Genomic DNA, 14,653 nt, shown 5'->3' with positions numbered 1-14,653 from the left:
CATGAACAGGGACCACATCGACGACCTGTACGGGCTCTCCCCCCTGCAGGCCGGAATGCTGCTGCACGAACTCCGCTCACCCGACCAGGACGTCTACGGCGTCCAGGTGACCTGTGAGATCACCGGGCCGCTCGACCCCGTGAGGTTCCGCCGGGCCTGGGCGGAGGTGCTCGCCCGCCATCCGATCCTGCGGACCGCCTTCCTGTCCGACGGGCTCGAACAGCCCGTACAGGTGGTGTTCAAGGACGCCGACCCGCCCTGGCGGGAGGTCGACCTGCGCGGGGAGGCCGACCCGGAGCGGCGGCTGGCCGAACTCCTCGACGCCGACAGAGCCGAACGCTTCCGGCTCGACCGCGCCCCGCTGACGCGGATCACCGTGGTCCGGCTCGGCGCGGCCGACCACCGGCTCGTGTGGAGCTTCCACCACCTGCTGCTCGACGGCTGGTCGATGCCGCTGGTCCTGCGCGAGGTCCTGGACGTCTACGAGGCGGAGCGCCCCCAGGCCACCCCTCCGCCGTTCCGCGACTACATCGCCTGGCTGGGCGAGCGCGACACCGCCGCCGCCGAACGCTTCTGGCGGCACGAACTGGCCGGGCTCGACCGCCCCACGCCCCTGGGCGTGGACCGCCCCGCCACCGGGGAAGCACCCGAATTCGCCGAACACCACCTCGCCCTGACCAGCGAGCAGACCGCCGCCCTCCGGCGGTACGCCCGCGACCACCGCCTCACCGTGAACACCCTCACCCAGGGCGCCTGGGCGCTGCTGCTCAGCCGCTACAGCGGCGAACGCGACGTGGTGTTCGGCGCCACGCTGGCCCTCCGGCCGGCCGAGATCCCCGGCGTCGAGACCATGGTCGGCCCGATGATCAACACGGTCCCGGTACGCGCCCGCGTGCGGGACGCCCGGTGTGCCGACTGGCTGGCCGAGCTCCAGACGGCCCAGAACCGGGCCCGTCCGTTCGCGCACGCCTCGCTCGTCGACGTCGCCGCCTGGAGCGGGGCCGCCGCCGGTTCGCCGCTGTTCGAGAGCCTGCTCGTCTTCGAGAACCAGCCGCGCGAGACGACCCGGGCCGGGCGCGGGCTCGCCGTGTCCGGCGTGCGCGTCCGGGAGTGGACCAACTATCCGCTGACGATCGTCGCCCACGACGACGGCGACCGCCTGGCGTTCAAACTGCTGCACGACGAGACCCGCATCGACGGGCCGACCGCCGAACGGCTCGGCCGCCACCTGTCCGGGATGCTGGCCGCCATCGTGGCCGACCCCGCCGCCCACGTCACCGGCCTGGACTACTGGCCCGGCGGCGAACGCGAGCTCGTGCTCACCGGATGGAACGTGACACCGTCGGCCCACGCGGGGTTCCAGACGGTGCACGAACTGGTCGCCGAACAGGCCCGGACCACACCTTCGGCCGTCGCGATCTCCTGCGCGGGCCGGACGTTGACGTACGCGGAACTGGAACGGCGGGCCGACCAGGTGGCCGGCCTGCTGGCGGCCCGGGGGGTCGGCGCCGAGCAGGTCGTCGGCGTCTGCCTGCCGAGAGACCTGGAGCTGCCGGCGGTCCTGCTGGGCATCCTCAAGGCCGGGGCCGCCTACCTGCCCCTGGACCCCGCCTATCCCCGGCCCCGCCTGGCCTTCATGGTCGAGGACGCGGCGCCCGCCGTGATCGTGACCACCGCCGAGCTCGCCGACCGCCTGCCGGACCATCCCGGCGTGGTGTTGTCCGACGCGTTCGCCACGGCCGACGACGCCCCGCCCGCCGTGGCCGTCCGGCCGGACGACCTCGCCTACCTGATCTACACCTCGGGTTCGACGGGCCGCCCCAAGGGCGTGGCGACCACCCACCGGGGCGTCGTCCGCCTGGTCAAGGAGGCGACCTTCGCCCGGCTCACCGCCGACGAGGTGTTCCTGCACCTCGCGCCACTCGCCTTCGACGCCTCCACGCTGGAGATCTGGGGCGCCCTGGCCAACGGCGCCCGGCTCGCGCTCTTCCCCGGCACACACCCGTCGCTCACCGAGATCGGCGCGGTGGTCGCGGACGAGGGCGTCACCACGTTGTGGCTGTCGGCGGGGCTGTTCCACCGCATGGTCGAGGAACGCCTCGGCGACCTGCGCCCGCTCCGCCAGCTCCTGGCCGGTGGCGAGGCGCTGTCGCCGCCCCACGTGCGGCGCGCGATCGAGGCGCTGCCCGGCTGCGCCGTCGTCAACGGCTACGGCCCGACCGAGACCACCACGTTCACCTCGTGTCACCACGTCACCGAGGTGACCGGCGCCTCGGTGCCGATCGGCGTCCCCATCGGCGGGACCCACGTCTACGTGCTGGACGAGGGGTTCGCGCCGGTCCCGGTCGGCGTGCCCGGCGAACTGTTCGTCGGCGGCCCCGGCCTGGCCCGGGGCTACTGGGCCCGCCCCGGGCTGACGGCCGAACGCTTCCTCCCCGACCCGTTCGGCTCCGGCACCCGCGTTTACCGGACCGGCGACCGGGTCCGCTGGTTGCCGGACGGGACGCTGGAGTTCCTCGGCCGCCACGACGACCAGGTCAAACTGCGCGGGTTCCGGATCGAGCTCGGCGAGGTCGAGACGCGCCTGCGCGAGCTGCCCGGGGTCGACGGCGCGGTGGCGATGGTCCGCCGGGCCGCCTCGGGTGAAGACCAGCTGGTCGGCTACGTGACCGGCACGGAGATCGCCGGGCCCGCACTGCGCGAGGCCCTGGCCGAACGGCTGCCCGGCTACCTGGTGCCCTCGGCGGTGGTCGTCGTGGCCGCCTGGCCGCTCACCCCCAACGGCAAGATCGACAAGCGGGCGCTGCCCGACCCCGTCCACGACGGGACCGGCTACCGGGCGCCGGACGGCCCGGTCGAGGAGGCCCTCGCCGGCGTCTTCGCCGGGGTCCTGGGGCTGCCCGGGGTCGGCGCCGACGACGACTTCTTCCTGTCCGGCGGCAACTCCCTCACGGTGACGCGGCTGGTCGCCCGGGTCCAGGACGCCCTCGGCGTGGAGCTGCCGGTCCGCGCGGTGTTCCGGTCGCCGACCGTCGCGGGCCTGGCCGCCCTGATCAGGGACTCCGCCGAGACCGGCGCCGACCCCGTCATCCCGGCGCCCCGGACCGAACTGATGCCGCTGTCGTTCGCCCAGCAGCGCCTGTGGTTCCTCGACCGGCTCCAGGACGACCTGGCCGTCTACAACGTCCCCCTGGCGCTGCGCCTGTCGGGCCCACTCGACGTCGCCGCCCTCCAGGAGGCATTGCGGTCGGTGGCCACCCGCCACGAGGTGCTGCGCACGCGTTTCACCACCGTCGACGGCGAGCCCTGGCAGACCGTCCTCCCCGACGCCGAAATTCCTCTTCCGGTACGGGCCGCGGCGTCCCCCGAGGCGGCGGAGGCCCTCCTCGACGAGGAGGTCCAGCGGCCGTTCGACCTGGCCGGCGGGCCGCTGGTCCGGGCTCTGCTCATCCGGCTCGGCGCCACGGACCACGTGCTCGCGGTCACGGCCCACCACAGCGTCGCCGACGGCTGGTCGCTGGCCGTCCTGCACCGGGAGCTGGCCGCCTTCTACAACGCGGGGCACGCCGCCGACCTCCCGGCGCTGCCGGTGCAGTATGCCGACTTCGCGGTCTGGCAGCGGGCGCGGCTCACCGACGAGGTCCTGGCCCCGCAGCTCGACCACTGGCGACAGGCCCTCACCGGCGCCGTCCCCCTGGAGCTGCCCACCGACCGGCCCCGCCCGCCGGTGGCCACCAACCGGGGCGCCACCCTCGACGTGACGCTGCCCGCCGACCTCGCCGACCGGCTGCGGCGGCTGGGACAGGGACAGTCCGCGACCCTGTTCATGACCCTGCTGGCCGCCTTCCACGTGCTGCTGGCCCGCCACGCCGGGCAGCGCGACGTCAGCGTCGGCACGGTCGTGGCCGGGCGCGGCCGCCCGGAGCTGGACGACCTCGTCGGCTTCTTCGTCAACACCCTGGTCATGCGGGCCGACCTGTCGGGCGACCCGACGTTCCGCGAGGTGCTCGACCGCACCCGGCGGACCGCCCTGGACGCGTACACGAATCAGGACCTGCCGTTCGAGCGGCTGGTCGAGACCCTGGCCGGTCCCCGTGATCCGGCCCGGAGCCCTCTCTTCCAGGTGATGTTCGCGCTGCAGAACACCCCCGCGCACGACCCGGCCTTCGACGGGCTGACCACCCGGCGGCTCCAGCCGAGGACCACGGCGAGCAAGTTCGACCTGTCGCTCTCCCTGGAGGAGACCGGCGAGGGCCTGCGCGGCCTGGTCGAGTACAGCAGCGACCTGTTCGACCCGGCCACCGTCCGGCGGCTGATGGCGGGCTACGAGCATCTCCTCGCGGCGGTGGCCGCCGACCCGGACGCACCGGTCTTCCGGCTGCCGCTGCGCACCGAGGCCGACCGCGAACGGGTGGCGGGCTGGAACGCCACCGCCACGATCGACGACGGACCCCGTCTGCTGCACGAGCTGGTCGCGGCTCAAGCGCGCGCCACCCCTTCGGCGACGGCGGTCTCGGCGGAGACGGGATCGCTGACCTACGGCGAGCTCGACCGGCGGGCCGACCGCCTGGCCGGAGTGCTGGCCGCCCGGGGCGTGACCACCGGCCGGCTCGTCGCCGTCTGCCTGCCGCGTGACCTGCACCTGCCCGTGGCCCAGCTCGCCGTCCTCAAGGCGGGCGGCGGCTACGTGCCCCTCGATCCGGACCTGCCGCAGGCCCGGCTGGCCTACCTGGTCGAGGACGCGGAACCGGTCGTGGTCGTCACGGTGCGGGAACTGGCCGGTCGGCTGCCGGCGGGGGCGCCCCTGCTGGTGCTGGACGATCCGCTGGTCGAAGCCGAACGGCGGGACGCGCCGCTGGTGCGGGTGAGCCGCGACGACCTGGCCTACGTGATCTACACCTCGGGGTCGACCGGACAGCCGAAGGGGGTGGCGGTGCCGCATCGGGGGATCGTGAACCTGGTGCGGTGGCATCGCGCGGCCTTCGAGGTGTCGGCGGCCGACCGGGGCGCGATGGTGGCCGGGCTCGGGTTCGACGCGGCGGCCTGGGAACTGTGGCCGAACCTGGCGGCGGGCGCGTGTGTGCACCTGCCGCCCGAGGACGTTCGCACCTCGCCCGAGCGGATGCGCGACTGGCTGGTGGACCGGCGGGTGAGCGTGGTCTTCCTGCCGACGGTGCTGGCGGAAGAGGTGATCCGCCCCGACTGGCCGGCCACGACTCCCTTGAGGGCGCTGCTGACCGGCGGGTCGGCGCTGCACCACCACCCCTCACCGGATCTGCCGTTCACGCTGGTCAACAACTACGGGCCGACGGAGTTCTCGGTGGTGACCACCTCAGGGGCGGTGCCGCCGGTGGAGTCGGCGGTCCCGCCGTCGATGGGCGCTCCGATCTCCGGTACGCGGGTGGAGGTGCTCGACGAGGGCCTCCAGCCGGTCCCGATCGGGGTCGCGGGCGAGCTGTTCGTCGGCGGCGAAGGGCTGGCGCGCGGCTACTGGCGCCGTCCCGGACTGACCGCCGACCGGTTCGTGCCCGACCCGTCCGGCTCCGGCGGGCGGCTGTACCGCACGGGCGACCGGGTCAAGTGGCGGGCCGACGGGACGCTGGAGTTCCTCGGCCGTCTGGACGACCAGATCAAACTCCGTGGCCACCGCATCGAACCCGGCGAGATCGAGGCGGCCCTGCTCGCCCGTCCGGGGGTGCGCCAGGCCGTGGTCACGCTCGTCGAGGACCGGTTCCTGGCCGCCTACGTGGCCGGAGAGGCCCCGGCCGACGAACTGCGGGCCGAGCTGGCGGCCCGGCTGCCGGGCTACATGGTCCCGGCTGCGATCATCACGCTCCCCGTCCTGCCGCTCACCCCCAACGGGAAGGTCGACCTGCGGGCCCTGCCCGACCCCGGCCGGGACGAGCACGGCCACCGTCCGCCCGCCGACCAGGTGGAGGAGCTGCTCGCCGGGGTCTACGCCACCGTTCTCGGGCGGCCGGGGGACGACTTCTTCCTGTCGGGCGGCAACTCCCTGGCCGTGACGCGGCTGGTCGCCCGGATCCACGCCGCCTTCGGCGTCCAGATCCCCGTACGGGCGGTGTTCCAGTCGCCGACCGTGGCGGCGCTGGCCCGGCACGTCCGGCGCGCGCTGGGCGGGCCGGACGCCGAAGACCCGACGCCGATCACGCCCGTCGCCGACCGGGAGCGGCTGCCGCTGTCGTTCGCGCAGCACCGGCTGTGGTTCCTCGACCAGCTCCAGGGCGACCTGGCCGTCTACAACGTGCCGCTGATCCTGCGCCTGGACGGGCCGCTGGAGGTCACCGCCCTCCGGCAGGCCGTCACGGCGGTGGCCGGACGGCACGAGGTGCTCCGGTCCCGGTTCGAGCACGACGGCGGACGGCCATGGCAGGTCGCCGTCCCCGGCCTGGAGATCGAGTTGCCCGTACACGACCTGACCGGGTCGGCCGACCGGCTGCACGAGGTGGTCGACACCGAGACCGGGCGCCCCTTCGACCTGACGCGGGGACCGCTCGTGCGGGCGCTCCTCATCCGCCTGGACGACCGCGAACACGTCCTGGTCGTCACCGCGCACCACAGTGTCGCCGACGGCTGGTCGCTCGGCGTCCTCCACCGCGAGCTGAGCGCCTGCTACAACGCCGCCTCACGCGGCCAGGCGCCGGACCTCCCCGCCCTGCGGATCCAGTACGGCGACTACGCCGCCTGGCAGCACGACCGGTTCACCGACGAGACGCTCGCCCCGCATCTCGGCTACTGGCGCGACCGGCTCGCGGGCGCGGCCCAGCTGGAACTTCCCACGGACCGGCCCAGACCGGCGGTGACCAGCCACCGGGGTGCCGGCCTCACCGTCACCATGCCCGGCGACCTGCTCGAAGGGCTGCGACGGCTCGGCCGCGCGGAGGGCACCACCCTCTTCATGACGCTCCTGGCCGCCTTCCAGGCGGTGCTCGCCCGCCACAGCGGCCAGGACGACATCAGCGTCGGCACACCCGTGGCCGGTCGGGGCCGCCCCGAACTGGACGACCTCGTCGGCTTCTTCGTCAACACGATCGTGCTGCGCGGCGACCTGTCGGGCGACCCGGCGTTCCGCGAGCTGCTGGCCCGCACCCGGCAGGCGGCCCTGGACGCCTACACCCACCAGGACCTGCCGTTCGAGCGGCTGGTCGAGGCGGTCGGCGGGGCCCGCGACCCCGGCCGCAGCCCACTGTTCCAGGTCCTGTTCGCCCTCCAGAACACCCCGGCGGAACGGCCGGAATTCGACGGCCTGGCGACCCGGCCGCTTCCGGCGCGGACGACGGCGAGCAAGTTCGACCTGACCGTGTCGATGGAGGAGACCCCCGACGGGCTCGCCGCCGTCGTGGAGTACAGCACCGACCTGTTCGACCCGGCCACGATCGAGCGGCTCATGGGCCACTACCGGCAGGTCCTGGAGGCCGTGACCGCCGACCCGGACCTGCCCGTGTCCCGGCTGCCGCTGCTCACCGCGGCCGAACGCGACCAGCTCGCGCGCTGGAACGCCACCGATCGCGTCTACCCGGGCCCCGAGCTCCTGCACGAGCTGGTCACCGCCCAGGCGCGCAGCACTCCGGCGGCCGTGGCGCTGTCGGCCGACGACGGAACGCTGACCTACGCCGAGATGGAGGAGCGGGCCAACCGGCTGGCGAACCTCCTGAGAACACGCGGCGTCGGAGTCGGCGGCCTGGTCGGGGTCTGTCTCGACCGGGGGCTCGACCTGCCGGTGACCCTCCTCGCGGCGCTCAAGGCCGGGGGCGCGTACGTGCCGCTCGACCCCGGCTACCCGCTCCAGCGCCTGGCGTACATGATCGAGGACGCGGCGCCCGCCGTGACCGTCACCACACGCGAGCTGGCCGCCCGCCTGCCCGCGCACTCCTCGCTGCTCGTGCTCGACGACCCGGAGACCGCCACCGGGCTGACGGAGGCCGCCCCGGACGCACCCGTCACCGGCGTCCGCCCGGACGACCTGGCCTACCTGATCTACACCTCCGGGTCGACGGGCCGGCCCAAGGGCGCGATGAACTCCCACGCCGCCATCCGCAACCGGCTGCTGTGGATGCAGGAGGAGTACGGCCTCGACGCCACCGACCGCGTGCTCCAGAAGACCCCGATGAGCTTCGACGTGTCGGTGTGGGAGTTCTTCTGGCCGCTCATGACCGGCGCCAGGATGGTCCTGGCCCGGCCCGGGGGCCACAAGGACCCGGCGTACCTGCGAGAGCTCATCATCGAGGCGGAGGTGACCACTCTCCACTTCGTGCCCCCGATGCTGCACGTCTTCCTCGACCAGGAAGGCGTCGAGGACTGCCGTTCGCTCAGGCGGGTCGTCTGCAGCGGCCAGGCGCTTCCGCCCGACCTCGCCGACCGCTTCTTCGCCCGGCTCGACGCGGGCCTGCACAACCTGTACGGCCCCACCGAGGCCGCCGTCGACGTCAGTTACTGGGCCTGCCGGCCGGGCGACGAGACCGTCCCGATCGGCGCCCCCATCGCCAACATCAGGCTGCACGTCCTGGACGCGAACCTCCAGGAGGTGCCGGTCGGCGTACCGGGAGAGCTCCTCATCGGGGGCGTGGGGGTCGCCCGGGGCTACCGGGACCGGCCCGGCCTCACGGGTGAGCGGTTCGTGCCCGACCCGTCCGGCTCCGGGGAACGCCTCTACCGGACCGGCGACCGGGTGCGCAGACGGCCCGACGGGACGCTGGAGTTCCTCGGCCGCTACGACGACCAGGTCAAACTGCGCGGGTTCCGGATCGAGCTCGGCGAGATCGAGTCGACCCTGCTGGCCTTCCCCGGCGTGCGCCAGGCCACGGTGACCGTCGCCGAACGGGACTACCTGGCCGCCTACGTCGTCGGAGACGTCCCCGCCGAGCGCGACCTGCGGACCTTCCTGGCCGAGCGGCTGCCCGACCACATGGTCCCCGCCGCGATCATCACCCTGCCCGCCCTGCCGCTCACCCCGAACGGCAAGGTCGACCGCCGCGCGCTGCCCGCGCCCGACGTCATCCGGGCCGCCGACGTTCCCTACGCCGCCCCCGGCGACGGCGTGGAGGCGCGGCTGGCCGCGATCTGGCGGGAGACCCTCCAGGTGGCCCGGGTCGGCGCCGACGACAACTTCTTCGACCTGGGCGGCCACTCGCTGCTGCTGCCCGTGGTCCGGCAGCGCATCCACGCGGGCCTCGGTCACGACGTGCCGATGCTCGAATTCTTCCGCCGTCCCACGCTCCGCGCGCTGGCCGAGCTGCTCGGCGGCGAGCCCCGTGAGACGCCCGTCCCGGCCCCGGCCGGTGAGCCCCGGCGGCGGCCCTCGCTCGGCGAGCGCCGTCTCCGCCTGCGTGACCAGTCATGACACCCGTCCAGAAAGGACCTCCCATGTTCGACGAGTTCATCGTGGTGATCAACGCCGAAGAGCAGTACTCCATCTGGCCCGTCAAGCTGGACCTCCCGGCGGGCTGGACCGACGCGGGGCGGCGCGGCGACAAGGAGTCGTGCCTGGCCTACATCGACGAGGTGTGGACCGACATGCGGCCCCGGAGCCTGCGAGTGCAGGCATGACCGAACCCGTGCCACCCCTGGGCGCCCACACCCTGCTGGTGTTCCTGCTGCAGGTCGGTGTGCTGCTCCTCGCCGCCGTGGTGCTCGGGCGGCTGGCCGTACGGATGCGGATGCCCGCCGTGGTGGGTGAGCTGTGCGCCGGGATCCTCCTGGGACCGTCGCTGCTCGCCCACCTCGCCCCCGGCGCCGCGGGCTGGCTGCTGCCGCAGCAGACCGAGCAGTTCCACCTGCTCGACGCGGCCGGCCAGCTCGGCGTCCTGCTCCTGGTCGGCCTCACCGGCAGCCACCTCGACTTCGGGCTGGCCCGCAGGCGCGGCGCGACCGCCGCCAAGGTCAGCCTGTTCGGCCTGGCCGTCCCGCTCGCACTCGGCATCGGGACGGGCCTGCTGCTCGCCCCGGTGGGCGACGCGGGATCCGACCCGACCGTGTTCGCGCTGTTCCTGGGCGTCGCCATGTGCGTCAGCGCGATCCCGGTGATCGCCAAGACCCTGTTCGACATGAACCTGCTCCACCGCGACATCGGCCAGCTGACGCTCGTCGCCGCGACGGTCGACGACATCTTCGGCTGGGTGATGCTCTCGATCGTCTCGGTCATGGCCACGATCGGCCTCCAGGCGCAGAACGTGGCCCAGTCGCTGGGCTCGCTGCTCGTCGTCGTGGTGTTCGCCGTGGTCGTGGCCCGCCCGCTGATCCGCGAGATCTTCCGTCGTGTACGGGGCAGCGCGAGCGTCATCGGGGCAACAGTGATCATCATCGTGCTGTCGGCGGCGGGCACCCACGCCCTGAAGCTGGAGGCCGTCTTCGGCGCGTTCGTCGCCGGAATCCTGATCGGCGAGTGGGGCCGCCCCGACCCCGCGCTGGTCGCCCCTTTGCGCACGGTGGTGCTGACCGTCCTGGCCCCGCTCTTCTTCGCCACGGCCGGGCTCCGCATGGACCTCACCCTCCTGGCCCGGATCGAGGTCCTGGGCGCGGCGCTGCTGGTCGTGGGCGTCGCCGTCGCCGGCAAGTTCGCCGGCGCCTACCTCGGCGCCCGGACCAGCGGACTCTCGTCCTGGGAAGGGGTGGCGCTGGGCGCGTGCCTGAACGCCCGGGGCGTCATCGAGGTGGTCATCGCCATGGTCGGGCTGCGCCTCGGCGTGCTCAACGCCGAGATGTACACGATCCTCATCCTGATGGCCGTGCTCACCTCGCTGATGGCCCCGCCCATCCTGCGGCTCGCCATGGCGCGGCTCACCCCGACCGAGGAGGAGCTGGACCGCCGCGCCCGCATGCCCGCAGTGGGCGGCTAGGTGGGAATGCTCCGGGCCGGACGTCCGGGCTTCGTGAGGTGCGGCCTCCCGTCATGGCCAGACTGTGGACGGTCCACCCCCGGCCGTTCGCCTGGCCGCGACGGTGTTCGGGCTGTTCACCGGTCTGATCAATATCCTGCAGTGGTATCCGTGGCCGTTCTCCTTCACCCAGACTCACTACGCGGCGGATGCCACGTCCGGTGAGCTGCTGTGGCTGGACTTCGCCCTCGACGTCGCCATCCGGCACAACCGGAACACCGCCGCGCCCGTGAAACGATCACGACCACCAACCCGAAACTCACATCAGCGATCTAGAGGGAGTCGGATGGGTCTCGAACATTGGCTGGAGTCGATCCCGGACGTCTGGATCTACGTGGTCGTGGGTCTGGTCATCGGGATCGAGAGTCTCGGCATCCCGTTGCCGGGGGAGATCGTGCTGGTCAGCGCGTCACTCATGGCGGCCAAGGGCATCGTCGACCCGCTGCTGGTCGGCGCGTGCGCGACCGCCGGGGCCATCGTCGGCGACTCGATCGGCTTCTCCATCGGCCACAGGGGCGGTCAGGGGCTGTTCGACCGGCTGGGGCGGCGGTTCCCCCGGCACTTCGGGCCTGAGCACGTCGGCCGGGCCAAGGCGCTGTTCCGGCGCTGGGGCGTGTGGGCGGTGTTCTTCGGCCGGTTCGTGGCGCTGCTGCGGATCCTGGCGGGGCCGCTGGCGGGGGCGCTGCACCTGCCGTACCGGCGGTTCCTGGTCGCCAACGTGCTGGGCGCGATCGTGTGGGCCGGGGGGACGACGGCGGTCGTCTACTACCTGGGCGTGGCGGCCGAGCGGTGGCTCAAGGATCTCTCCTGGGTGGCGCTTGCCGTGGTGGCGGTGTTCGGCCTGGCGACCATGGTGTGGGTGCGGCGGCGGGCTCGCCCGTAATCGGGCGGCCTCGTCCGGAGTTGGTGTCGTCCAATTCCCCACAATATTGACAGGTATTAGGGGTATTTCTACCATGAAGGGACCTGAACGAGAGGAACACCGTGACGGCCGTGTCGGACTTCCCGCGCCCCAGGATCGGCGATGCGCCGGAACCATTCAGAGGTGGAACCATGAGAATCCCCCCCGACGTCGAGACCGACACCCGCGACCTCTTCCGCAGCGCCTTCCGGCGCCACGCCGCCGGAGTGGCCGTCGTCACCACGGCGGGGCCGGTCGGGTTCACCGCCACCTCCCTCGCGTCCGTCTCCATGGAGCCGCCGCTGGTCACCTTCGGCATCGGGCTGGGGTCGTCGAGCTGGCCCGCGATCCGCGACCGCGACAGCTTCGTCGTGCACATCCTGGGCGAGTCCCAGCGTGACCTGGCCGTGCTGTTCGCACGCAGCGGCGCGAACCGCTTCGGCCCGGAGACCGAGTACGCCACCCTCGGCACGGGCGAACCCGTGCTCGGCGGCGTGGCGGCGTGGTTGCGGTGCGAGATCAGGGAACGGTTCGTGGCGGGGGACCACCGCCTGGTGGTCGGCCTGGTCACCGAGGGGGAGACGATCCCCGGACGGCGGCCGCTGCTCTACCATGACGGAACTTTCGGATCCTTCGCCTAGGAGACCCGGTTTGTCCTTCCATGAACCGCTGCACCACGTCGTGCCCGCCGGGTTGTCGGACGAGACGGCCCAGACGTCCGGCATGTACCGGCGGGCGGCGATCAGCGGGCCGAGCGTCGGCTCGGCCCGGCTCTGGATGGGGCAGACCCACGTCGCCCCCTCCACCCGGTCGGCCGACCACCACCACGGCGACTCCGAGACCGCGATCTACGTCGTCAGCGGGCATCCGTCGTTCGTCTTCCTCGGCGACGACGGCGCGGAGCGGCGCATCGACGCCTCGCCGGGCGACTACGTGTACGTGCCGCCGTTCACGCCGCACCGGGAGGAGAACCCGTCGCCCGACGAGGAGGCGGTGGTGGTGATCGCGCGTTCGTCGCAGGAGGCGATCGTGGTCAACCTGCCCTCATTGGGATCTACTTTGTAAAGGCGCCGGGTCGGGGCTAGTCTGTCGCGGTGCCGTACAAGACCCTCGACGACGTGGTCGAACACGAGACGGAGGTGCGGCGGTCGCGGTTCGTCTGCGCCGTCGCGCCGGCCCCCTCGGAGCAGGCCGCCCGCGAGTTCATCACGGCCCGCCGCGCGCTCCACGCCGACGCCACCCACAACTGCACCGCCTACGTGATCGGCGCCGGCGCGCGCCGCTCCGACGACGACGGCGAACCCGGCGGCACGGCCGGCACCCCCATGCTCGACGTGCTGCTCAAACGCGGCTACGCCGACGTGGTCACGGTGGTGACCCGCTACTTCGGAGGCGTCCTGCTGGGCGCCGGAGGGCTGGTGCGGGCCTACGGCGGCGCGGTGGGGGAGACCCTCGACCGGGTGAGGCCGGTGACGATGGTCGAGGCCCGCCTGGTGACGGTGTCGATCGACCACGCCCACGCCGGGCGGCTGGAGAACGACCTGCGCGGCCGTTACGACGTGCGCGGCGTCACCTACGGCTCGGGAGTGGCCTTCGACGTCGCGGTGGCCGACCCCGCCGGGTTCGGAGAATGGCTGGCCACCGCGACGGCCGGACGGGCCAGGGCCTCAGCGGGCGAGCCGCTGTTCGTCCGCGCGGAAGACGCCTGAGCACAGCAGGACGATGAGCCCGGCGACCGGGACGACCAGCAGGCCGACCCGCAGCGAGCTCGCGTCGGCGATCAGCCCGACCAGCGGCGGCGTGCAGAGGAAGCCGGCCCGCAGCAGCCACGACAGCAGGGTCAGCCCGGTGCCGGGCCGGAAGCCGGGGAGCTGGTCGGCGGCGTGCATGGCGCCCGGGATGAGGGTGGCGCTGCCGAACCCGGCCAGGCCGAACCCCGCGATGGTGCCGGGCACGCTCGGGAAGGCCAGCGCGAGCCCGAAGCCGACCGCGATGAGCAGCCCGCCGACGCGGGCGACGGCGGCCTGTCCCCACCGGTCGACGAACCGGTCGCCCAGCGCGCGCCCGACGAACTGCGCGCCCACCACGGCGACCAGGCCGAACGCCGCGATGCCGGGGGCCGCGCCGAGCGAACCCGACAGGTAGACGGCGGCCCAGGTGCCGCCGGCGTCCTCGACGGTGGCGCCGCAGATCGCGATGACGGCGAGCAGCGCGAGCGCGCCGTAGGCGACCGACCTGACGGGCGGCGCGGGCTTGCCGGGGTCGGCGGCCTCGATGGGCTCCTGCGGCTCGGGGCCGGGGAGCAGGAAGCGGTAGGCGACCAGGTTGACGATGACGAACGTGACCGCCGAGATGCTCAGGTGCAGCCCGAGCGACATGCCGAGCGCGGCGGCGCCGCCGCCCATGAGGCCGCCCAGGACGGCGCCCAGGCTCCAGATGGCGTGGAAGGAGTTGATGATCGAGCGGCCGTAGAGCCGCTGCACGCGCAGGCCGTGGGTGTTCTGGGCGACGTCCACGACCGAGTCGAGCGCCCCGACGAGGAACAGCGCCCCGGCGAACAGCGCCCAGCTCGGCGCGAGCCCGGCGAGCAGCACGAGCCCGCCGGTGAGGATCATGCCGCCGACCGCGACGCGGGAGGACCGCAGCCGCCGGATGAGGATGCCCGCCAGCAGCCCGGAGGCGAGCGACCCGGCGGGCACGGCGGCGACGGCCAGGCCGAACTGGGCGTTGGAGAGTCCGAGCGCGTCGATGATGGCGGGGTAGCGCGGCATCAGGTTGGTGAAGATCGCGCCGTTGGTCAGGAACAGCAGGGCGACCGCGACCCGGGCGCGGCGGTCGGCGGGGGATATCAGGGGTCGGC

At 73.3% G+C, this 14,653-nt stretch carries 8 protein-coding genes; 7 read left to right on the top strand and 1 reads right to left on the bottom strand.

The features are described from left to right. The first annotated feature begins 1 nt into the window (after window position 1). The 7 genes from AW273_RS10350 (at window position 2) to AW273_RS10320 (ending at window position 13,502) form a co-directional block, all read left to right on the top strand. Entirely contained in the window at window positions 2–9,358 is a 9,357-nt protein-coding gene (locus AW273_RS10350) for a non-ribosomal peptide synthetase (RefSeq protein ID WP_062347635.1), read from the top strand. 23 nt (window positions 9,359–9,381) lie between these two features. Further along, window positions 9,382–9,564 carry an MbtH family protein gene (locus tag AW273_RS10345; RefSeq protein ID WP_062347633.1) on the top strand — a complete coding sequence of 61 codons (183 nt, stop codon included), beginning with the start codon at window positions 9,382–9,384 and terminating at the stop codon, window positions 9,562–9,564. Further along, complete coding sequence (locus tag AW273_RS10340; RefSeq protein ID WP_062347631.1) at window positions 9,561–10,853, top strand: cation:proton antiporter; 1,293 nt, start codon at window positions 9,561–9,563, stop codon at window positions 10,851–10,853. The genes AW273_RS10345 and AW273_RS10340 overlap by 4 nt, the downstream gene beginning before the upstream one ends. Before the next feature lie 325 nt (window positions 10,854–11,178). Then, entirely contained in the window at window positions 11,179–11,775 is a 597-nt protein-coding gene (locus AW273_RS10335; protein WP_062347629.1) for a DedA family protein, read from the top strand. Between the two features lie 170 nt (window positions 11,776–11,945). After that, complete coding sequence (locus AW273_RS10330) at window positions 11,946–12,434, top strand: flavin reductase family protein (protein WP_062347627.1); 489 nt, start codon at window positions 11,946–11,948, stop codon at window positions 12,432–12,434. 10 nt (window positions 12,435–12,444) lie between these two features. Beyond that, entirely contained in the window at window positions 12,445–12,858 is a 414-nt protein-coding gene (locus tag AW273_RS10325; protein ID WP_232327263.1) for a cupin domain-containing protein, read from the top strand. A 29-nt stretch (window positions 12,859–12,887) separates the two neighbouring features. After that, window positions 12,888–13,502, top strand: coding sequence for an IMPACT family protein (locus tag AW273_RS10320; protein WP_062347623.1), 615 nt, complete (start codon window positions 12,888–12,890; stop codon window positions 13,500–13,502). On the opposite strand, the gene AW273_RS10315 is transcribed toward AW273_RS10320, so the two are convergent. Then, on the bottom strand, window positions 13,461–14,642 hold the full coding sequence (locus tag AW273_RS10315; RefSeq protein WP_269750237.1) for an MFS transporter: 1,182 nt from the start codon (window positions 14,640–14,642) through the stop codon (window positions 13,461–13,463). The genes AW273_RS10320 and AW273_RS10315 overlap by 42 nt on opposite strands. Window positions 14,643–14,653 lie beyond the last annotated feature (11 nt).

Origin of the sequence: Herbidospora yilanensis (assembly GCF_001570565.1) — a bacterium.
GTDB classification, from domain to species: domain Bacteria; phylum Actinomycetota; class Actinomycetes; order Streptosporangiales; family Streptosporangiaceae; genus Herbidospora; species Herbidospora yilanensis.
This window is presented reverse-complemented; position numbering and strand designations above follow the sequence as displayed.

Bases quoted from the DNA above. Each gene is read 5' to 3' on its own strand.
- AW273_RS10350 (WP_062347635.1), top strand. From the start codon at position 2: ATGAACAGGGACCACATCGACGACCTGTACGGGCTCTCCCCCCTGCAG.
- AW273_RS10345 (WP_062347633.1), top strand. From the start codon at position 9,382: ATGTTCGACGAGTTCATCGTGGTGATCAACGCCGAAGAGCAGTACTCC.
- AW273_RS10340 (WP_062347631.1), top strand. From the start codon at position 9,561: ATGACCGAACCCGTGCCACCCCTGGGCGCCCACACCCTGCTGGTGTTC.
- AW273_RS10335 (WP_062347629.1), top strand. From the start codon at position 11,179: ATGGGTCTCGAACATTGGCTGGAGTCGATCCCGGACGTCTGGATCTAC.
- AW273_RS10330 (WP_062347627.1), top strand. From the start codon at position 11,946: ATGAGAATCCCCCCCGACGTCGAGACCGACACCCGCGACCTCTTCCGC.